The 20,811-nt window shown below is 48.5% G+C and carries 27 protein-coding genes; 12 read left to right on the forward strand and 15 right to left on the reverse strand.

Going from position 1 to position 20,811, the window contains the following annotated elements:
• The first annotated feature begins 1,536 nt into the window (after window positions 1-1,536).
• The 8 genes from MLAB_RS09885 (at window position 1,537) to MLAB_RS07765 (ending at window position 4,701) form a co-directional block, all read left to right on the forward strand.
• Entirely contained in the window at window positions 1,537-1,686 is a 150-nt protein-coding gene (locus MLAB_RS09885) for a hypothetical protein (RefSeq protein WP_187146116.1), read from the forward strand.
• Window positions 1,679-2,044, forward strand: coding sequence for a hypothetical protein (locus MLAB_RS07735; RefSeq protein WP_011833829.1), 366 nt, complete (start codon window positions 1,679-1,681; stop codon window positions 2,042-2,044). The genes MLAB_RS09885 and MLAB_RS07735 overlap by 8 nt, the downstream gene beginning before the upstream one ends.
• A 112-nt stretch (window positions 2,045-2,156) precedes the next feature.
• Window positions 2,157-2,411 carry a hypothetical protein gene (locus MLAB_RS07740; RefSeq protein ID WP_143702793.1) on the forward strand — a complete coding sequence of 85 codons (255 nt, stop codon included), beginning with the start codon at window positions 2,157-2,159 and terminating at the stop codon, window positions 2,409-2,411.
• Complete coding sequence (locus MLAB_RS07745) at window positions 2,408-2,935, forward strand: HNH endonuclease (RefSeq protein WP_011833830.1); 528 nt, start codon at window positions 2,408-2,410, stop codon at window positions 2,933-2,935. Before MLAB_RS07740 ends, MLAB_RS07745 begins: the two co-directional genes overlap by 4 nt.
• A complete protein-coding gene (locus MLAB_RS07750; protein ID WP_011833831.1) occupies window positions 2,932-3,192 on the forward strand; it encodes a hypothetical protein in 261 nt (86 codons plus the stop codon). Before MLAB_RS07745 ends, MLAB_RS07750 begins: the two co-directional genes overlap by 4 nt.
• Window positions 3,179-3,676 (forward strand): hypothetical protein, encoded by a 498-nt coding sequence (locus MLAB_RS07755; RefSeq protein ID WP_011833832.1) that lies wholly within the window; start codon window positions 3,179-3,181, stop codon window positions 3,674-3,676. The genes MLAB_RS07750 and MLAB_RS07755 overlap by 14 nt, the downstream gene beginning before the upstream one ends.
• A gap of 3 nt (window positions 3,677-3,679) precedes the next feature.
• Complete coding sequence (locus MLAB_RS07760; protein WP_048062106.1) at window positions 3,680-3,880, forward strand: hypothetical protein; 201 nt, start codon at window positions 3,680-3,682, stop codon at window positions 3,878-3,880.
• A 329-nt stretch (window positions 3,881-4,209) separates the two neighbouring features.
• The gene (locus tag MLAB_RS07765) at window positions 4,210-4,701 is read left to right on the forward strand and encodes a hypothetical protein (RefSeq protein ID WP_011833833.1); all 492 of its coding nucleotides are present in this window, start codon (window positions 4,210-4,212) and stop codon (window positions 4,699-4,701) included.
• Window positions 4,702-5,164: 463 nt separating this feature from the next.
• On the opposite strand, the gene MLAB_RS09990 is transcribed toward MLAB_RS07765, so the two are convergent.
• From MLAB_RS09990 to MLAB_RS07795, 6 genes are all read right to left on the reverse strand, one after another.
• Window positions 5,165-5,581 (reverse strand): type IV pilin, encoded by a 417-nt coding sequence (locus MLAB_RS09990; RefSeq protein ID WP_048062107.1) that lies wholly within the window; start codon window positions 5,579-5,581, stop codon window positions 5,165-5,167.
• A 694-nt stretch (window positions 5,582-6,275) separates the two neighbouring features.
• Entirely contained in the window at window positions 6,276-7,586 is a 1,311-nt protein-coding gene (locus MLAB_RS07775) for a type IV pilin (RefSeq protein ID WP_048062108.1), read from the reverse strand.
• 299 nt (window positions 7,587-7,885) lie between these two features.
• On the reverse strand, window positions 7,886-9,457 hold the full coding sequence (locus MLAB_RS07780) for a type IV pilin (protein WP_011833836.1): 1,572 nt from the start codon (window positions 9,455-9,457) through the stop codon (window positions 7,886-7,888).
• A gap of 2 nt (window positions 9,458-9,459) precedes the next feature.
• On the reverse strand, window positions 9,460-10,302 hold the full coding sequence (locus MLAB_RS07785; RefSeq protein ID WP_143702794.1) for a DUF7289 family protein: 843 nt from the start codon (window positions 10,300-10,302) through the stop codon (window positions 9,460-9,462).
• Window positions 10,275-10,913: a hypothetical protein gene (locus tag MLAB_RS07790; protein ID WP_011833838.1), complete on the reverse strand. Its 639-nt coding sequence runs from the start codon at window positions 10,911-10,913 to the stop codon at window positions 10,275-10,277. Before MLAB_RS07790 ends, MLAB_RS07785 begins: the two co-directional genes overlap by 28 nt.
• A complete protein-coding gene (locus tag MLAB_RS07795) occupies window positions 10,910-11,647 on the reverse strand; it encodes a hypothetical protein (RefSeq protein ID WP_011833839.1) in 738 nt (245 codons plus the stop codon). Before MLAB_RS07795 ends, MLAB_RS07790 begins: the two co-directional genes overlap by 4 nt.
• Before the next feature lie 115 nt (window positions 11,648-11,762).
• Between MLAB_RS07795 and MLAB_RS07800 the strand changes: the two genes are divergently transcribed.
• The 3 genes from MLAB_RS07800 (at window position 11,763) to MLAB_RS07810 (ending at window position 13,533) form a co-directional block, all read left to right on the forward strand.
• Window positions 11,763-11,942 (forward strand): hypothetical protein, encoded by a 180-nt coding sequence (locus MLAB_RS07800; RefSeq protein WP_048062110.1) that lies wholly within the window; start codon window positions 11,763-11,765, stop codon window positions 11,940-11,942.
• Between the two features lie 8 nt (window positions 11,943-11,950).
• Window positions 11,951-12,793 (forward strand): DNA glycosylase, encoded by an 843-nt coding sequence (locus tag MLAB_RS07805; RefSeq protein WP_048062111.1) that lies wholly within the window; start codon window positions 11,951-11,953, stop codon window positions 12,791-12,793.
• Window positions 12,794-12,912: 119 nt separating this feature from the next.
• On the forward strand, window positions 12,913-13,533 hold the full coding sequence (locus MLAB_RS07810) for a hypothetical protein (protein WP_011833841.1): 621 nt from the start codon (window positions 12,913-12,915) through the stop codon (window positions 13,531-13,533).
• A 12-nt stretch (window positions 13,534-13,545) separates the two neighbouring features.
• On the opposite strand, the gene MLAB_RS07815 is transcribed toward MLAB_RS07810, so the two are convergent.
• On the reverse strand, window positions 13,546-14,886 hold the full coding sequence (locus MLAB_RS07815; RefSeq protein WP_011833842.1) for a signal recognition particle protein Srp54: 1,341 nt from the start codon (window positions 14,884-14,886) through the stop codon (window positions 13,546-13,548).
• Window position 14,887: 1 nt separating this feature from the next.
• The gene (gene ftsY, locus MLAB_RS07820; RefSeq protein ID WP_011833843.1) at window positions 14,888-15,901 is read right to left on the reverse strand and encodes a signal recognition particle-docking protein FtsY; all 1,014 of its coding nucleotides are present in this window, start codon (window positions 15,899-15,901) and stop codon (window positions 14,888-14,890) included.
• An 89-nt stretch (window positions 15,902-15,990) separates the two neighbouring features.
• Between ftsY and MLAB_RS07825 the strand changes: the two genes are divergently transcribed.
• Window positions 15,991-18,030, forward strand: coding sequence for a clostripain-related cysteine peptidase (locus MLAB_RS07825; RefSeq protein ID WP_011833844.1), 2,040 nt, complete (start codon window positions 15,991-15,993; stop codon window positions 18,028-18,030).
• Between the two features lie 68 nt (window positions 18,031-18,098).
• Here the strand turns inward: MLAB_RS07825 and pfdA are convergent, their stop codons facing one another.
• The 7 genes from pfdA to MLAB_RS07860 form a co-directional block, all read right to left on the reverse strand.
• Window positions 18,099-18,542 (reverse strand): prefoldin subunit alpha, encoded by a 444-nt coding sequence (gene pfdA / locus MLAB_RS07830; RefSeq protein WP_011833845.1) that lies wholly within the window; start codon window positions 18,540-18,542, stop codon window positions 18,099-18,101.
• Entirely contained in the window at window positions 18,532-18,717 is a 186-nt protein-coding gene (gene rpl18a / locus MLAB_RS07835) for a 50S ribosomal protein L18Ae (protein ID WP_048062112.1), read from the reverse strand. The genes pfdA and rpl18a overlap by 11 nt, the downstream gene beginning before the upstream one ends.
• Before the next feature lie 68 nt (window positions 18,718-18,785).
• A complete protein-coding gene (locus tag MLAB_RS07840; protein WP_011833846.1) occupies window positions 18,786-19,454 on the reverse strand; it encodes a translation initiation factor IF-6 in 669 nt (222 codons plus the stop codon).
• Window positions 19,455-19,718, reverse strand: coding sequence for a 50S ribosomal protein L31e (locus tag MLAB_RS07845; RefSeq protein ID WP_011833847.1), 264 nt, complete (start codon window positions 19,716-19,718; stop codon window positions 19,455-19,457). It lies immediately after the preceding gene.
• Window positions 19,719-19,722: 4 nt separating this feature from the next.
• Window positions 19,723-19,875, reverse strand: coding sequence for a 50S ribosomal protein L39e (locus MLAB_RS07850; protein WP_011833848.1), 153 nt, complete (start codon window positions 19,873-19,875; stop codon window positions 19,723-19,725).
• The gene (locus tag MLAB_RS07855; protein ID WP_011833849.1) at window positions 19,872-20,471 is read right to left on the reverse strand and encodes an alpha hydrolase; all 600 of its coding nucleotides are present in this window, start codon (window positions 20,469-20,471) and stop codon (window positions 19,872-19,874) included. The genes MLAB_RS07850 and MLAB_RS07855 overlap by 4 nt, the downstream gene beginning before the upstream one ends.
• Complete coding sequence (locus MLAB_RS07860) at window positions 20,468-20,800, reverse strand: DNA-binding protein (RefSeq protein WP_011833850.1); 333 nt, start codon at window positions 20,798-20,800, stop codon at window positions 20,468-20,470. Before MLAB_RS07860 ends, MLAB_RS07855 begins: the two co-directional genes overlap by 4 nt.
• Window positions 20,801-20,811: the final 11 nt, after the last annotated feature.

Consider the following 20,811-nt stretch of genomic DNA (forward strand, 5'->3'; position numbering starts at 1 on the left):
GACCCCTGCCAGACTACCTACCTAGGTAGTGACCTAGAGCGGAAGAAAATCTCTCATCAATCACTTTTTTTTTAGGCGCCTAGAGGTATTATTATTTTATGTACAGTACAGAAGAGAGAGAGAGAGAGAAGAATCAAAATAAAAATTACTACTATTTAAAGTACTACCAACCTAGGTAGGTAGTTTTTCCAGGGGCATCGTTTTTTCCAGGCGCCCCCCTATCAATTTATATATTATGAACGAATGAAAACCAAAATACGCCGAATCCTGCCGATTTCATTTTTTACCCGCCGAAAATCATCATCGAAAATTCATCAAAAATGGTTCCCGGGAGGTCAAAATGGAATCGAAAAGCCTATTTGCGAGTGGAAAAATGATCGAAAATTGATCACGGGAGAGGGGTCTCAAAAAAGATATCGGAAACCTTCAATCCAATTCGGGAAGGGTAGGCTGGGTGTGGAACTCGACCGCCCTCAGCTGAGCTAGTTGACAGACTTGCTATCAGCGGCCCTCACACGAAATTCACGAAAACGTCCACGAAAACACGAAAAAGAAAGATTCGGTTGGGCGGGATAGATGTAGTGCCCTCCCCTGTCCCCCAACACCGAATCGCACGAAAAGCAACTTAATTCACGAAAAGGGGGACAGGGGTGGAAAAACGGGAGATTTTTTTATGCGGGGTGTGGGGCCGCGACTCCGGCGTTGAGGCGGGGTGGCGAACAAGTGAGGGCTGTAGACCCGAGTAGGAGAGCAAACCGAAGGTTTGTGAACAAGTCGACGACCTCAGCTGAGCAAATCGTTAGATTTGCGAGAATTGTACACTTCAAATAATCCCGTCAACTTTGAATAGGACTTACGCGGTGTTAATCTCAAACCAATTCGGGAAGGAGTTTGTTGGGTGTGAACACATGAGGATAAAAACCAACCGCGAATCGGCGCGAACCGCAAATCAGAGATTTGCTCTCCGCTTCGGGTCTTCGACCCTCGCAAGGCAAAGATTTACTCGCAAGTTTCCTTTGAAAACTTGCTCAGCTAAGATCGCCGGCTGCGCCGTCAATCCGCCTCAGCTGAGGGCGTCCGCTTTCAGCGTCCACCCCGCCTTCCCAACCTCATTTTTTGCATCGTAAAACCCTCTTCTCACTCACTGACCACCCCGTATCTGCAAAAATCCGGGGCATTATCGCACCGCGTGGTTGGAGGTATAAATACTCACAATCCAACAATAGATATATTTCGGAGACATCTCCCGAAAAACCAAAACCACCAAAAAAAGCGTGATACCAAGAAAAAAAATCAACAAACCGCCGACCATAATCCGACCGGCCAAAAGGACCATCTTTCCCCCAACTTCGACGTTACCTCAGCCCCCATAACTTCCCTAAATTATGTTGCAATTATTGAAATAATCTCTCGTTTTTCAAAAAAACATACACTAATATGCATAGAAAAATAATTATTTTGTATGCAGCCGAGGGGGAAATGACCCCGGTGAAACTGCTGGAAAAACCTCTGTAAAAGAGGGGATGTGATAAAAAATTGAAAAACCATTTCAACCTCACGATCAGCGACCCTGACAAAAAGATGTTCGCTGCATTCACGAAAAAGTATCCAAACCCGAGGACCTCGAAAGTTATCCTCGCTCTCATCAGAGAACACATGAAACGGGGAACACTGACAAATGCCTGAATTCAGAGTCTACGTCCCTGAATCCAAATCCGGGATCATCTATCAGTTCAAAGAACAGTTCGGCAAAGAAGGATCACCCATGATCGTAAACTTCATGGAAGAATCCCTGACTGGAAATGTGGCCGCTCCCGAAAACCTGAAAGCAAAAACCGCCCGCATCTACGACCTCTACTTCGGCGACATAACCAACGAACGTGAATTCGCCCGACTTCTCGGCGGAAGAAAAAGCGCGGAAGCCGCCGTCATCAACCGGTGTGCAGAACACAGCAGGAAATACCCGGACATCTCAGGTGATGTCATAGAAAAGTTCAAACAAAAACATCCAAACTTCGCGAAAATCACTGGAGTTGCTAAATGATGAAAAAACAACATGCCTGCCCTATGACTGTCGGTAAACATAATCAGGGAACAGGCAATACACAATGTGCACTGCAAAGAGAAAAAACAACCGCCCCCACGACAGGTGGACCATGACCCGGGGGCCAAAAAACCAGATATGGAGCAGAGCCGATTACGACGCATCGCCCTATCTCGATTCGATCATCACCTCCTTCGATCCAAAAAGGAACAATCGTGCTGCTCGACTCATCAATGGAACGCACAACTACCTTGCGTCTCTCATCACTGATCAACTCAGAGATAATGGTATTCCCTTTGCCGCCATCAGCGGTGAAACATTTACCCTCACCATCAGATTTGCCAGCGAAGTCCCGGAGGAGGCATGATCCTGGAACATAAAACCTGCCTGGGTCTGCGGATCGCCGACCGGGTCATCCTCTCGAAGATCCTTGCCGGAACCTGGCGTGTCGATTCTGAAAACGGCGAGATCATTTCCCGGAGCACCGGAAAGCCTCTCTGTTTCCTCCCAAAAAACAACGGATATCTGTCCGCACAGGTCAGATACAAGGGATATGTAGTCAACGTCACCAAGCACCGGGCCGTCTACATCGCCGGAACCTGCAAAACGATGGACGATCTGCCGATCGATCTGAACCTCCAGATCGATCACATCAATGGGAACATCGAGGACTGCCGGCTTGCAAACCTCCGGCTCATCCCGTTCTGGGACAACAACCATCCGCTTTCGGGACGAAAAAAGCGAATCTTCACGGAGGAGCAGGTGGGGGAGATCCGACGAAGATACGCGGAAGGCGAACCCCCGCGGATCCTTGCGGCGGCGTTCGGTGTGAACAAGAGCACGATCCACAGAATCGTTTCCCGACGAACCTATTCGGAGGTGGGCCTGTGAGCAAACCCGGAACGGAATACCTTCGGAGGATCAAGTTCTCCTGCCCGGTGTGCCTGAACTCGGTTACGGAAAAGGTCTGGGTCGAGGATACCAGCGATCTGAAACAAGCGATTGTGAACTGCCCGGTCTGTGGGTCGCCGACGCTGCGGATCGATTCTCCGGATGACGACATCCAGTTCTTCGCCTACCTCGATATGCGAAGGACAATCATTGAACGGATCAATGAACTGCAGGAGGATACCTATGACTATCTTTAATGCTGACGAGATCCGGGTGGCTCTGGAGACGGCGTTTCCCGTGCCAATGGACGAATACGAAGATGCGTTCTACTGTCAGCTGATGGCCGGTTCCTTAAATGATCTGGCGAAAGTCTACAAGCGCCGGTTTAACGAGACCGTTGATGAGATCAAGGCAGGCGGTCTTCTTTCTGAGGATTTTGTTCTGGTGCTGGAGGAATCCCAGAAAAAGGAGGTCGATATCCCGGCGCTTCGAAGCGGTCTTCCGGATCTTTTTGCGGAGGTTGTGCATATCCCGGCTCCTGACGCAGTAAAACTTCTCTCGAACCGTTTCATCTATGAGGCGGTGAAGACGCAGATCGGGGATCGGATCAAGAGGTATGAAGCGGTAAATGTGGATGATCTGGAGGCGAGACTGCCGGTGGCGGAGCGTCCGGAGTATATTACGATGAAGACGACCCCGAAAGGGTATATTGTGAAAAGAGTGATCCGAAGGAGGGGCTGACCGATGAGGTACTGGTATAGTTATCCTGAGCTTCTGGATAAGGAGAAGCTGAAGGCTCTGCTCGCGAAGCATAAGAGGGTCTCTGCCGTGGCTCTTCAAATCGGATGCAGCCGGCATTCGGTGGAGACGGCCCTTCATCGTCACGGGATCAAGTATCCGTCTAGCTGTATGGCGGATAAGATTCTCGAACCATCAGAGTTGTGAGATCATCTCTCGTTTTTGTCGAAGCGAGAGCAAATTTCCTTTATTTTTTATTCTTTTCTGTCCAATAATCATATAGCATGTGTGAAACGGCACGTGAATTCCGATCAACGATCCCCTCCAAATAGGATAGAAAAATCACGTGTGTTCTGCATATGTACGGCAAGTCTATCGACAAGCGCCTTGTCTTAGCCATCTTTGATGACCTCGACGGGTCGCAAATCAAAGATTTGCTTGGCTAAGGCCACCCCTTATGGGGTTGCCCGCTCGCAAATCATAGATTTGCTCATCATCTCGGCCGCCTTCAGCGGCCTTGATGGATCCCCTCCACCATGACAGCAGATTTCATTCAGACAGCAATCTCGAAGTCCGCAAAGCGGACCTTCACCGCAGAGTTTACGAACGCCGCCGCGTATGATGCGATCGTCGCAGAAATTACCGGCGTGGATAACCCCCTCGGCCTTGCCGAAGTCGAACTCGGGAAGCAGACCTACAAGACCTATGTCGGCTACTTCGACCCGAACACCTCCGAAATGAACGGCAAGGTTCAGGTTACGGCATACACGCGGGCCGAGTATGCCGCGGCAATCACCGCCCTCACCGGCAGTGCGGATCTCAAGACCGCATTCGGGAATGGCGGTACGGCAGAGACCTCCGAAATCGGTACCGAAGCGACCTGGAACGTCCGCATTTCCGCAACGCTTGGGACCGACACCTTCCAGATCAGCCTCAACCGGGACTCCATGACCGTCTCCGGCTATGCCGATGACGCCACCCTTGCAGCGGTCGACGCCTGGGCAGACACCAAGCCGGCCCTGAACTAACGTGAGGTGCGGAGATGCAGATCTCCCGCCGGCTTAGGAAGCTCATCATGCTCTTCCTCGGGTTTCTCATAATGCTTTTTGGGAAACTTGTAGAAGGGGCGAGGTGAGCCGACAAACGAGGGTCGTAGACCCGAGTCGGAGAGCAAACCAAAGGTTTGCGAGTTTTCTTGCAGGACAGAGGTGATTTCACCTCTTCCTGCGGGATATTTTTCTATTTTTCCACACTAATGCCGTACACAAAATTGAGATACATCTCATTACTGCTTCTGTTTTTTCGGCTAATATCACACCGTGTAACTCCCAAATAATAATCTCCGAAATGCCAAAAATGCAGTTTTTCAGTATTATTTATGGTTTGCACAGGATAAAATCCATAGATCGGAAAAACAGAGCTAAGAAAAGATGAGAAAAATAAAGGTGTGAAACCCCTTGCGGGATTTCTGAATAATCTACGTTAGTAAGATTAGTAGTTCACAGTTGCAGTGTAGATGGTCTGGTTAGTACCGTCTGCAAAATTACCTACAACTGAAAGGGCAACCTGACCAGTTCCAACATAATAGTTATACGGGATACCTACAACTGGTGTAGCATTCAGAGCCAAATTAGTTGCAGTAATCGGTGTGGAGGATGTCCCATTGTAAACATACAGGGCTTTCAGATCGCCAGTATTCTGTCCACCAGTAATGGTGAGTAAGGCATAACCATCAGAAGTTGCATTTTGGGTTACTTTCACACCAACGACATAGCTTGAGCCAATGTCCCCGGTCATGCCCATTACGACAGCCGAGATGATTGCGACAAGCACAACGGTGATTGCCACAAGGAGAATCGTACCGATAACCGGGGAAACTCCGTCATTTTTCTTTGTACTTACTTTCATAATATGCAATTTAGTTTTGTATCGAATTGATGATAAAGGTATCCCTCGTGTAACATCCAGAATAACTGTAATATTATCATGATTTTTCGTGGAAATAACGGATTTGAACATCAATGATGAGAAGTTACCCATAATAGTTATGATGACCGGACCGCTAACCCTGAAAAAAAGAAGTCATCCAAGATATGGATGATACCCATTCGCGAAATTACACGAGGTTAATCGTGCCGGTATAGATCGTCTGATCCCCATCGGAGAAGGTTCTAACAACTCAGATAACATCCTATCAAAAACTATGAGAAAAAGTGATAGTCAATCAAATCACATCAGGTGTACCTATCCACCAATACGTTTGAAGAGAGTTAATCTATGTAGTAATTATTCGGACCGGTTTTTAGACTGGGGTAACTACTAAACTGATTTTTTGTCCCTAGTATAGCATAGTACTGATCTCCCATACCATTCGGGGAAGGAGCGGGGGCTTCATTGCCGGAAAGAGAGGGTCACGCGTTTCCAAGAATAATATGTTTGTTAGATGCACCTCCTGCCGTTCCCAGATTTCATAGGGTATCATTTTTTGTTCACAGCATTCAGCAAAAAGTCAAATATAGTCCACACTATTTCCCCTTAAAAAACAAACGCCCAAGTATCTTGGAAAATATGTTACATTACCCCGTAATACAGATAGCAGAAACTACCACCCATAAGCAGATTTTTCATCATCATAAACTGTAGCGATCTCCGCTGATGTAAGTGCAAACGGGATTTCATACGAGGCATCACAGTAAAAGCGGTTGGTTTCACTCCATGTAGTTACTCCATTGACATCCAATAATGTACCGGAAGCACCCTCGCCCATTTCTTTCTCTCCATTAAAATAAATTATGAGATTATCCGACGCATCATTCTCTTCGTATGTTCCGGCAACGTGATACCAGGTATTTTTCTTTGGAATGCGAACATATGAATAGACGGTCTCAGAACCCCACCAATCATCCGTATATATCTGCATACTATATCCTTGTATGCTCGAGGGAATCAATAACCTCCATTGATACGAGCCCAAGCTCGCATTGCTTCCAAACACACCGGTACGAGAGGTTCTATCGCTTTTAACCCACGTCATCGCGGTAACTCCCGGATTTCTTACGCTGAACGTCTTCGTAGAACTATTCGTGCCGGAACTATTTGTCACGGTCAGCGTGACGGGATACAATCCTGTATCGTCAAACCGCATTTCTGTAACCCTGTCATAAGGATCTGAAACATCAACTCCGATTGATGACCAGAAATAGGTAACATCGGCGCCATTCTCGACTGCAGTAAACTCAACATCAGTATACCGATCCCACCACCAAGGCCACCATATCCATCCCTCATCAGTAATGACATACGCATCAGCAGTGAGCCAGGACGGAAGACTTGAATGCGGGACCTCAGAACCAAAGTCTACCTCCCACGTAAATGTTGCATCGGGCAAACCGGACGGTGTCGGAGTGGGTGTGGGGGTTGGGGTTGGGGTCAGAGTAGGAGTGGGGGTCGGCGTTAGTGTGGGAGTGGGAGTTTCAGTAGGAGATTCAGTGGGAGTAGGGACCACGAGACCTGAACCCCGATACAACAACTGTTCTCGACCAAGAGTATCTAAGGACAAGATGGTTAGATTTGTAACAACACAATCCCAAGGTAGTGTAATCGCCTGACCTGTTCGCCACTCAGTCCACGTATCATCAGAATCTATTTGGATCGCATTGGTGATATCATCACCGTTATCATAAAACGTTAATCGATCCTTATACAGAACATCCCCGCCGCCGTGATACAGCATCTGAGAATCAGCTGACAGTATAAACTGCACATTCGGCGTACTGTCAACAGCGTTCTGGGTGGCTTTCGAGAGGGTCAGACCGATTACAGAAGCTGCGAGAACGACCAGAAGCAAGAGAATAACGACTCCAATAACACTGGATACTCCTGAGTTATTGGGCATATCAGCACCACCTGTCATCAACACCACACATTGGCGTGATGATAGTACAATATATCTGCTCATCTGACAGCGGAGTTATTTCCATACTGGCTTCTGTTAGTAAGGACATATTACTTGTGATAGATTATGCCTTCAACTTGACATAGTATTTTTGTTTTGATGAAAAACAGATACTATATCCGTAAATTCCACTCATCATCGGGAGTATATGTAATAGGCAAGGCAGACCTCAGGCATTCGAGAAGTGCGGCTTCAAAATATCTCAGAGCTGGTTCATGGAAGAGATATTTTCATACTCGATAGAGGGAAGGGGATTATTAATCCGCATAATAATAAGAATTCCCATGCTTCTTAAGAGTAATTATCCAAGTGGGAATGGAATTTGTTGAATCAATGGTTGCATACACCTGGTTTCCAATATTCCCCGCTGTATTCCCGGCAATAGAGTTCCCACCCATAGTATAGCTTCCTGAATTAAAGAGTCCTCCACCATTTATCGTAGCGGTATTCCCGGATATAGCTCCCCCAAAAAAGGGGATGGTTCCTTCATTATAGATACCACCGCCATATTGAGCCTGATTATCAGAAACCGTAGATGTCCAGGAAAATGTATAGGTACCTGCATTGTACACCCCCCCGCCGGATATTGATGCGGAATTTCCTGAGATAGTACCGGTTGTCGTCATGGTCCCGTCATTATAAATACCACCGCCATATTTTGCAGAGTTATTTGTTATTGGACCTTTAATCGACACGCCGCTCAAGCCAGCATTATAAATACCGCCGCCTTTTTCCAAGGCAACATTATCTCTGATAATATTATCTGAAGATAGTGTGATCGCACCAATATTATATATACCGCCGCCATTATTTGCAGTATTATTATAGATTATCAGTCCTGTGCTAACATAAACCGAACCTTCATTATGAAGGGCACCTCCATTCCCTGCCGGGTTGGTATTATTTATCAGTGTAATATGGCCATGCACATCCAGAGACCCGCTGGAGGTTACTGAAAGAAGAGGGGCAGCCCCATGACCCATTCCATCAAGCTTGAGATTGGCCCCGGCTGTTACCAGCTCAGCATCTGAGGATATCACAAGAAGCTCTCCCTCATACCCAGGAGCGCGGGTAAACGGTACCTCTGTAAGAGTACCCGTCCCACCATAAGTAATTAGGGTGACCGTCCCCATCCCCTCCGTTATAAGAATCGGTTCACGCCCAATCGGGACAGCACCAAAGAAACCGATCTGATTGCCGCCATAAGTCAAGGCCACATCCGCCCCGTACAATGCGTTCGACCAGTTGTTGAGCGACTCAACCAACTCCCCAACCGTCGCAAACCCATCAGCATGATCGCTGCCGACGGTATAATACGGGTTGGGAGTTGGTTCCGGAGTCGGCGTGGGCGTTACCGTTGGAGTAGGAGTTGTCGGAGTGGGTGTCGGAGTTACCGTTGGTGTGGAGGTTGTGGTGGGCGTCGGCAAAGGTGTCACGGCAACGCCCGAACCCCGATACAACAACTGGTCACGGCCCAACGTATCTAGAGCGATGATCGTAAGGTTTGCAACATAATAGTCATCAGGCAGTTCGATCGCCTGACCAGTACGCCACTCGGTCCAGGTAGTCATGGAATCAATACTGACGGTGTCTGTTATATCAACGCCGTTAGCATATAATTTCAATCGATCCTTGTACAGAACATCACCACCGCCGTGATACAGCATCTGGGGATCAACCGAAGGGATAAACTGAACATTCGGCGTACTTTCAACAGCGTTTTGCGTAGCTGCCGAAAGGGTCAGACCGATAACGGAAGCTGCGAGAACAACCAGAAGCAAGAGAAGAACAACACCGACAACACTGGAAACACCGAATTCATTTTTCATATCTAATATCTCCTGACATCGACATCATAGACTGGCTTGATGACCGTAAGATAAATCACCCCTCCCGGCGGCGGAGTTATTTGCAGAGTAGCTGTTATCGGTGACGGCATCGTACTTGTGATAGATACACCTTCGCTCTGATATAGTATCTGTGTTTCGTTGAAAAAGGTGCTCCAAAGGACAGCATCCCACTGCTTTTCAGCGGTATAAGTTATAGTGAGCATCTGATCCTGCGGCGCATTCACATAGGTTGAGATAGAAGAGACAAGACCTGTCTCCACCGGAATTCCTTCGGAACTTCCAACAGCAAAAACACCATGCATTTCCGGAACTATCATTGTGATATCAAGATCAGACCCGTCTTTATCTATATTGATTGATGGCGGTGTCACCCACACAGCGGAGCCGTAATCGTTTCGAAATACGCCGCCCCCTTCGTAACCGACCCGGGTATTCGTCGTCCCAAATGTTGTATACAACCTGCTGATATCATATGTATTTTCGGTGCTGCCAAGCAGAATACGGAGAGTCCCCACATCCTCCTCCATAAAGAGGGCCCCGTCGGCATAGGCAGATGCGGCAGGAATCAGCATACTGATGTTCAATCCGGTCATGTCATGAACACGCTGATTATCAACAGCAATTTTGTAGTCAAGGAAAGAATTCGTCACCTCAATAGCATGATAATCCTCCGCATCCCTGATCTGCTCAGGCACGCCGATGACCGCCCACATCCCGATGATCATCGCGATGACCAATAAGACCATCACAAAACCAACCGCCATGGAAAGACCGGAATCATTTTTTGTGGCCATCATCACTGCAACCCCATAGTAAATACGCATAAATGATCTACATCTGAAGAACCCGGGGTCGGATCGATGATTTCTTTCAGCCGGTAATTCAACGTGGCAACACCAGAGCCGCCGATGACTGTCTCGGGAACGTCGGCAGTATTAACTACAACGACATAGCTCCCCGATCCAAAATCAGAACCGGAAAGAATAACACGATCATTCTGAGAAAGAGTGCCGCCGTCATAGAGGATATTGATTTCTTCAGCATACATGTTAGAAGAAGTGTAGAGGATCTCCACTGTAGCATACGTTTCGCTTCCACGCGTATACATACTGCCGTATTGCAGAGTTACCGTGCCAAATGACGCGGCCAGCAAAAGATTTGGAAAGACCGTGACTTCGGTTCGATCAGCTGCAGGGGATAGCGTAAAAACCGCCTGCCGGGTGATACCAGTGGAGTTCGACAACCAGACGGTATCCACATCAGCTTTCATCTGGGCAAACTCAAGAAAAACATCACCGTTATGCACCTGTTCGGCATTAGTTCCCATTATCGGAAAAGCAATCAGCACCCACATTATTATAACAAGAATAAGGACGGTTAAAATCAGCGCCACACTGACAACTTCCGAAAGACCGGAATCGGCATTTTTGTTCATTGAGGACCTCCTGCCGCAACCTCATACTTGACCACGGTAACGGTATCGAATGTTCCGACAAAATCGTTCCAGGGATTATCCGGATCTGGCTGGTATAATGCTACAGTCGCATCAGGGTAGATCTCATAGTCAAGATATTTGTATGTCAGACTCAGGGGAATATTTCCAAGGATCTGCTGTTCACCGTAGTTCGAAGGGACGGTCACAAGGACAAGGTCCGAAGATCCCGCAGACGGGGGAAGAAAAACATACGGCGCCGCATTTTTCTTTCCACGGAAAACCGCTCCGCCGTCATAGACGATACGGATATCCGGAGCATAATAGTTTGCAGAGTTATAGGTTATTTTGAGAGCGGAAACCGCAGTTTGCGTACTACCTGTCGGCAGAGTCTGATTGATCCAAAACGCCGTTCCGTTGCTAACAGTGATCGTCCCGGTACCAACAGGCGGGGATAAAAACAACAAACCTGACAACTCCGTCCCTTCCACAGGAGATGGAGAGAGGACACGACTTACATTTATGCCGGTCTGTTCCGTTGTCCAGAGCAGATCAATCCCATATTTGATGTCAGCAATTTCTTCAGTGACCACACGGGCATGTTCCGTCTCGACCGCATTTCCTTGTGACGGAATATACACGAGAATCCACACAGCCGCAACTGCCACGATCAAAGCGATAATCAGGATAAATCCAATTACTTCGGCGACGCCGTCATCAGCTGTATGCGCATTCATAGTGCCTAAATTATGATTATTGTGTAGTTTTGCTGTGAACACTATAGAATACTTCTGGATAAGGAATATGAACCGTGGCGCAATGCATATAAGCAAAAACCGAGTACATACTTATATGGATAAAACAGGACTTATCACTCTGATTGTAGGTATTATTCTTCTTGCTCTCGGCATTCTTGGGATCTGGTTCAACCTTGATCTGTTCATTCAGTTCGTACTCGGAGGATTCGGACTTGTTCTTGCCTTATGCGGTCTTGGTGCAATCCTTCTGGGCATTCTGATGCTCAAAGAATAACTTTTTTTATGCAGACTTTTTCTCTCAAAGACACCCCATTTCAGCTTGATCTGACGGTTTCCTGCGGACAGGCATTTCGGTGGCGGCAGTATAACGGATTCTGGTATGCCCCTGTCGGAGACAAAATCTGGAAGATCAGACAGGAAAGAGATCTTCTTTTGTATGATGGACCGACCGAGAAAGAACTCATCAGATACTTTGGTCTTGATATCCCCCTTGACGATATCCTAACGGATATAGACAGGGACCCCCTGATCCACGCAGCGATCCGCCGCTGCCTGGGTCTTCGGATTATCAGGCAGGATCCGTGGGAGTGTCTGATTTCGTATATCTGCGCGACCTGTGCCAATATTCCGGGCATTATGATGCGAATAGAGAATCTCTCTGAGAGATACGGTAACAAAATCGAAATGGACGAAATGACGTTCCACACGTTTCCAGACGCAAAGCGCCTCGCTGAAGAGGAGATGTGTTCGATACGGACATGTAAAGTGGGATATCGCGACGCATACATCTGCGGGGCGGCAGAAATGGCTGCATCCGATGCCAACTGGGCTGAGAAAATTGCAGGCATGCCCTATCCCGAGGCACATGAGAAGCTTATGAGGCTGAACGGAGTCGGGCCAAAGGTGGCAGACTGCGTACTGTTGTTTGGCTTTGAAAAATACGAGGCGTTCCCTGTCGATGTGTGGATCGAACGTATCCTTAGGACAAAGTATCTCGGCGGAACACGAAAACTCTCCTATAAGAGGGCAGGATCATTTGCCAGAGAACATTTCGGTCAGTATGCGGGGTATGCCCAGGAGTATTTGTTTGGGGTACGGGAGGAGATCGGCAGAAAAGGTGAATAACATGATTATCTGCTTGATTTCACATCATTTTTTGGTAAAAACTCATTTTTGGTAGAAATTATCACGGCTGACACCATACGTTCGACACATATAAGATACCATAGATACCAGATGTATGGATGAAAAATCTGCTGCTCATCCTTGCCGTTATCATAGTAATGATCAGTTCGGCAGGGTGTGTGAGCACATCCCAGAATATCGTCGGCACCTGGACGAGCGAAAAGCTCACCGATTTTCCCGCCCCAAATGTGACCCAGATCGTAATCATGTTCAATCCCGGCGGAAAAGGGACCGAAACCTGGGTGTATGATGACGGAGCTGATTACGTCTCCAATATGACCTGGATACAAAATGAAGACGGATCCTATGCATACGCATATGACTCATGGTTAACAACCGTCTCGGAAGACAGCATGTATGCCACCGATGAAGAGGGACGCACCTTTGTCAGGGAAGAGGGAGATCCCCTTGATGGATACGTCGGGACATGGAAAACCATTAACGAATATGAATACAACGGGATGCTCTATACGATAAAAAATGAGATATATGCCAACTACACGGGTCTTTCATTCTGGACGGATCAGTATGGAGTCTCTGACAAACCGTGGGAAATGGTCTGGTACCCCTACAAAGAAAACGCGTATATTAATTATTACGAAGAGGCATTGATCCACTTTACCATCCTCCCTGACGGAACCGGGACAGACAATTATAATATAAGCTATACGAAATCGTAATAAAAAACGAGTTTACATTGGACCCATAGGTCCCATGCCGCCTTTCTGCATTTGTTTCATCATTTTGCCCATCGCCATTCTGTTTCCTCTGAATCCTTTCAGGGTTTTCTGCATCATCTTATAATATTTGATGAGATCCCTGACCTCTTCAACCGAAGAACCGGAACCTTTGGCGACCCGTATCATTCTGGATGTGTTGATCAAAGCAGGTTCGTCAAGTTCCTGAGGGGTCATGGAGTCCATGATGATCCTAAACTTTTTCATCTTGTCGGCGGTTCCTTCCAGAGCGTCGGACGGAACGTTCATGTTGCCCATCGGCAGCATGGAGAGGACCTGCTTTAACGGACCCATCTTCTGAACCGCTTCGAGCTGTTTGTACATATCATTCAGCGTAAACTTTCCCCGAAGCATGGCGTTGACATCGACATCCTCGGCGTTCATCGACTCTTCGGCCTTTTCAACGAGGGCTTTGAGATCGCCCATACCGAGAAGTCTGGAGATGAATCCGTTGGGATCGAAGCGTTCGAGATCGTCGATCGTCTCACCGTTACCGATGAAAACGATTCCGGACTGGGTCTCGGCGACAGCAGACATGGCGCCTCCTCCTTTCGCCGTACCGTCCATCTTGGTTACGATAACGCCGTCGATGCCGATCGCTTCATGGAACCGTTTGGCCTGATCGCGGGCCGCCTGACCGAGAGCGGCGTCGATGACGAGCCAGCGGTGATCGGGGTTGAGGTATGCGTTGACCTGCGTAATCTCATCGATCAGGTCATCCTCCAGCGCATGACGGCCGGCGGTATCGACGATGATGACATCCACATCTTTGAGAGCGGCAAGTCCGTCTTTAACGATTTTTACGGCGTCTTTCTCCTTTGGATCACCGTAACTTGGAACATTGATCTTTTTACAGAGCGTTTCCAGCTGGGCATACGCTCCCGGCCTGAAGTTGTCGGCGCCGATCGCCCCTACTTTCAGCCCTTTTCTCTGGAAGTAGCGGCAGAGTTTTCCGGTCGTAGTGGTCTTACCCGATCCCTGCAGACCGGCCATAAGGATCTTCTGCGGTTTTAAGGAGAACTCAGCCTCTTTGCCGACAAGATTCACCAGCTCCTGATACACGATCCTGAGAACATGTTCACGGGCGTTGATGCCTTTGGGAAGATCTTCGTCCAGCGAGCGGGCTTTGATCTGCTTGGAAAGCTCCATCACGAGTTTGACGTTTACGTCGGATGAGAGCAGAGCCCGCTGGAGATCGCGAACGAGTTCGTCGACGGCAGCACGGTCGATGACAGTTTTGCCGGCGAGTTTTTTCATCGCGTCTTTGAGTGAGTTGGAAAGTGTATCAAGTCCCATGTTAGTCATCTCCGAATATTTCATCAATAATCAGCGAAGGAGTGAATGGTTTCATATCGTCATACCCCTGCCCGACTCCGAGGAAAACAAGCGGTTTTCCGATCGTGTAGGCGATCGAAATTGCAGCACCGCCTTTTGGATCCATGTCGACTTTGGTGAGAATGACCCCGTCTGTGGAGACGGTTTTTTCAAACTCTTCGGCACGAATAACGGCATCGTTTCCGGCAACGGCCTCATCGACATAGAAGACGAGATCGGGTTTCATGACCCGCTTGATTTTTTCAAGCTGGTTCATGAGATTGACCCGGTTGTGGAATCTTCCTGCCGAATCGGCGAGGACAACGTCGGTTTTGTGGGCTTTGGCATACTCGACGGTGTCGTAGAGAACGGCCGAGGGATCGGCTCCTTCCTGATGGGCGATGAGTTTGATCCCGAGCCGGTCACAGTGGACACGGATCTGTTCGATGGCCCCGGCACGGAACGTATCACCTGCTCCGACCACGACGGAGAGGCCCTGACTCTGAAGATAGTGGGCGATCTTGGCGACCGAGGTGGTTTTTCCGGTCCCGTTCACCCCAGTGAAGAGGATCTTGACCGGACGGTCATGCGTTCTGACATAGGATACGAGATCGAAACCCTCGCCGAGAACCTCTTCGATTGCATGCCGAAGAGCGTTCGTGACAACATCATCGGCCGATTCGCGAAGTTTTCTGTGAGTGCCGACGAGCTCTTTTTTCATATGTTCGGTGATCGCCTCGGCTACCGGATAAGCGACATCGGACTCCAGGAGGACCATCTGGAGTTCGAAGAGGGATTCCTCGATATCTTTTTCGGAGAGGACAAACTCGTGTTCTACAACAAGGGTTTTGATTTTATTGAGGAAGCCCGGGGCTTTTTTCTCCTCAGGCTGGGGTGATGGTATTGTTTCGACGGCGGCAGGAACGGGCGCTTCCGTCTCCGGAATCGGGTTCTTTTTTTTCCCGAGACCGAGCTTATTTTTCAGTCCTTCAAACATTATCTATTAATTCGGTCCTGTGAATATAAATTCCTCTCTGTTAGACCTGAGGGAATGCTATATTAACTTAGACTGATGACTGGAATATAATGATATCAAACGGTGTGGTCCAAAAAACTCTGATTCTTGGAGGAATTCTCCTGCTCCTCATCACTGCGATGATTGTTCCGGTTTCAGCGTCAAGTGAAAATTATCTGGTCTTTTACATGGTCGGATCCGACCTGGAATCGGGGGAGGATCATCTTGCTTCCATGAATCTCAACGATCTCGTAAACAATCTGGATCCGGAAATCACTGATATATTAGTGATATACGGAGGAGCTGACCAAACAGGATGGGACAACGGCCTTTCCATAACAAATCTGGACCTTCTCAAAAAAGATCTTGAGGACGGCATCGTCGGATCGGACGAAGATCCCCAGACCCCGACAGAATATGTTCTTATCCGGATTTCGGACGTGGACATTTCATCTCCAGGTGCATTATCTGAGGGTCTGCAGTATGCAGAATCCTATTCTGCAGATAATGATCTCGCCTCAGCCAACAGATATCTCCTCTTCTGGAATCATGGAGGAGGATATGAGGGATTTGGTGCGAACGAACTGTTCGACACATGGATGAGTGTGGATGATCTGCAGACCGGCCTTGCTGCCTCCAAACCTTATGACATCATTATCTTCGATGCCTGTCAGATGGCATCCCTTGAAGTGGCCGATGCCTTAGATACGCACGCGGATTTCCTTCTCGCATCCGAAGAGAATGTTCCGGGGATCGGACTCAATTACGTCGGAATCGGCAAGGCGCTCTCCAGCGACCCGGCGATGACCCCGGAGGAAGTTGGAAAGAGCATCATTTCTGCGTATGTATCAGGCACGAACGAGAATCGGAAAACCCTCTCTCTTGTCCGTCTCCAGAAAGCAAAGAATGTAGTAGCATCCCTTGACGTACTCGGGACTTCGCTAAAAGACAGTCTCAACAACGAAGACTCGCTTGCAGCTCTCGGAGATATCTACACAACTGTCCAAGGCTATGGTAGGTCGGATGATGGATCAAGGGTGGCGTCGGTAGATCTCTATCAGTTTGCGGACCTGATTTACGCGAACACCGAAGATACAACCGAACTGCATAGAGCCGCCGGATCTCTGATGACCTCACTGCAGGATTACGTTGTCGCAGCAGACCACTCCACCCATTTCAGTGCTGCAAACGGCGTATCCATTGCAGCACCAAAAGAGGACTTTACAAAGGCGATCCCTCAAAGCATAGCGTTTGGAAGAAACGGATGGTATGAGTATTTCTCAAGCTATATGAGCAAAACCGGCACCCAAAGTCAGCCAAGCGCTTCGTACAAGAGCGGGAATACCGACAGCCGAACGATCGTTGTTCATGACGACACGGAGACAACGTGGGCGTTTGCCGATTATGTGTATTACACTGATTCGAACTACATCATCGTCGGTCAAACACCACTCGAGGAAATATACGCTCCCTCCGAGGACGGCCTCTGGATTTCCGTTCCGACCGGCGAGTATGAGGAACCTGACTGGGACGGATCCTGGTTTGTCCTGAGAAGTGACGGCAAAAACGCAGATGTCCTCGTATCAATGACGTATGCATACTCCGTCGTTGAAGACGAGTCCGTCAAAGATGTGTATCTGATATACGGAAACATAACGAGAGAGATCAACGGAAAGGACATAACGCATCCTTCGGTGATCACTGCCGTTGTCGATATGAACGCGATGAAGACGAACTATTTGTTTGTTGAATCCGTATCCGAAGACGGCTGGTATTCGCGTACGAACCTCTGGGGAGATACGAAACTTTTACCAGGCGATGTGTTCACACCGCTTCTTGAGGTCTACAACGAAGAAGAGGAGTCGATCTCCACGGTATATTCCGCAGACAGTTTCACATTCGGCGATGATCCGGCAGAAGATTTAGTCTTTACTGCATTGGATGAAAATAATTGTTACTGGGTAGTCGAACTCGACGATTATCTTGATGACGATGCGTTCTATCTCGAAGAGCCGGATTTTCCGGATACAGGAGCTGCGAAGTCACCGATCCTGCCGGCAGGAATGTTTTTTGGTCTGGCGGCCGCTTTCCTGCTGATCAAAAGAAGATAACACCCGCCTTTTTTTGAAACACTTAGGCGTTTTGCGTGATGGCGAACGGAACGGGAAAAAAGAGAAGTTCAGCGGTGCTGAGTCTGAGAATAGATTTCCTGCATTCTCTGCTCAACGGCCCGCATCTGTTCCTGAAGCTTTCCAAGAGACTCAGAAAGCCGTTTTGCGGATGCATCCATCTCAGTGACCCGGTCGTGAAGGAACGTGATCGCTTCTTCGACCGGTTTTTCAACCGTGATGCCTGCGCCGATCCCAACCAGGATCTTCTTCGTGTCGGTGACGATGGCATGAACTGATATGCCCCCGCCCAGATTCAGAAGAGTGGGTACATCTCCTTCCAGACCGCTGAAAGCTTCAAGCGACTCGGTGGACGCTAAAGCTTCCCCGCGTGCTGATTCGATGAAACGCAGCTGCTGGGTCAGAAGTTCAAACTGCTGGGAATATTCATTGGCATATGCCTGGAGGGAGCGGACCTCCTGCTCCAGGGATGCCTGATCAGTATTACTCGCCATTAATAGCCTTTGCAGCGTCAATGGTAATATACTTGCGTTCGAGTCTGTGCTTGCTTCCGATCGTTGCAAGAGTGAATTCTCCAGCAAGTTTCTCGGAAGGTGCATCGACTATTTTTGTGAAGGGCTTCATCTGTCCATCATTTTTGAACGTGCCCTTTACCTCGAATTTCGGCATTCATTTCACCTCACAGAAATCGCATACTTTTTACAAAGCATGCTCAACTCGTGAAAAATAGAAATTTTTCACAAGAATCCAAATACATCTTCGATTCTACCAAGTTCATAGCCCGTGGTAGCGTTACCTGCCAGATATCCTTTACTGTTGATCAGAAGACCGGTACCTATAAGTCCCGAACCCATGTTGACGGATCCGGTTCCGATAGCCACGTTAGCATCATCGATGCTGCGTTCCAGTTTTTCGATCTCCTCGGGAGTACTTCGTGCCGGTAGAAGAACACCTGTATTTGTACAGGCGCATGTCATACCGACCGTTCCGACTCCTGCAAAGGACATCGGGATTATCTTGACTTTCAGAAAATCCGCCACCATTTCGCGCATCGCAGACGACATGTCCGGATGCACGACGGCAAACGAATCGTTGGTCAGGATTACGTTCCCTGCCGCATTCATCTCTTCTCCAAGGAGCAGACAGTCGCCGTACTCCTGAAGGATTTCGAGTTCTGAATCCTGAATGAGACCGGAAACGACAAATCCGCGGGAGTTGCCTGTCAGAAGAAGACCTATGACAGAGGATCCCTGGACAAAGGTTTCAATAACCTCGACATCCAAAGCTTCCGCTATTTTGTCCCGGAACTCTTTTGGAGCTTCGACCGGGACTACGGCAAGATCTTCAAAGACACGGGCATACACGCCGATGTTCGGGTCACCATTCAATGACAGGGTCGGGTCCATTTATTCCTCAGCAAGTTCTGCCTGGACCTGACCATCTTCGAACTTCATTGCCCGAACACGAATGCGTCTTGGCGGTTTCTGGGATCCGCGTGCCCAGACGAGTTCGTTAATGCTCTTATCGAGCTTAACGTCATCACTTTTCATGTGATGCTCGAGGTAGCCACGGATGTCTTTGATAGCTGCGTTTGCACGCTTGTAGCACGGAACACGCTTTACATCGCGGAGCGGGATCACGTATACCTGTTCTTTTTGCACTTCTACCATTTTTTTACACCTTCAGCGTGCTGCGTCTCCAGTTGCGTCTCTTTGGATGCGACACAACGGTACGCTTGGTTTTGATCATGACCCAGGCAGGAACACGGCGGTTCTGCTGGGTTGCCTTTGCAAGACGAATCTTACGGCTTTTGGTAAGTTTGCTCATGGTTCATTCACCATTTTTTTCTTGATGATCAGAGACTGTTCATGATTTTTCGGGAAGAGAGACACAAAGTCTATTCCTCTCCGAGTCATTTCGGACCTGATCTCGTTTTCGAAATCACCGTTTGGAATCGTTCCTGTTTCGCCGTAGGCGATCTCGAAGAACTTTTCCGCCAACCGGATGATCTCTGTTTTTCCGATGCCAAGTAAGGGGCGGATATAACTTACCCCGTACTTCATCTCCAGACTCTGCACTTCAGACTGTGTCCGCATCGGAACCCGGTCATCTCGTCGGGTTCCGTCGGCGACCACCTCATATTCCTGTGCTGCAGCACAGAGGGACCGTCGGTGGATTTCGTTGATGGCATTTGCAGGATGCCCGTCGCGAACGATGTTGTCCACGACCTCATCAAGGAAACCTGGCGCAAAGACCAGTTTCTTCCAGGGGAAACCGGTTTCCTTTGCCGCCGCCTCGATAGAAGGCACAGCATGGGTTTCGTCAAAGACGAAGGTCAAAAGCTCCACATCATAATCCCGTGACAACAGGACCGCGGCAAGACTGCTGTCTTTACCGCCGCTGTAGAGCACACCTACTTTCATCCAACCCTGCGGATATTGAATTCCTTCTTCTGCGGGACAATCTGAGTTAACAGCTGTCTGAGTTGTTCATCGGTAATTTTCTGACGCAGGCGTCCGGATTGGGCGAGAGATACAATCTGCTGCTCGACGGAAGCGGCAAACTCCGGTTTTGTAAGCCGGATGGTGTTTAACCGCTCACGAGCTTCAGGCTCCATTACCTGCATGAGTACAGACTGAATCTGTGCCTGCATCTGCTGCTGACGCTGGATCTGGTCTTGTTCCGCCATCTGCTGCTGCTGCATCTGCATCATACGCTGACGGCGGATCTCTGCGAGTTCATCGTCTCCCATTCTTGAATCAC

This window comes from Methanocorpusculum labreanum Z, assembly GCF_000015765.1.
GTDB lineage: Archaea > Halobacteriota > Methanomicrobia > Methanomicrobiales > Methanocorpusculaceae > Methanocorpusculum > Methanocorpusculum labreanum.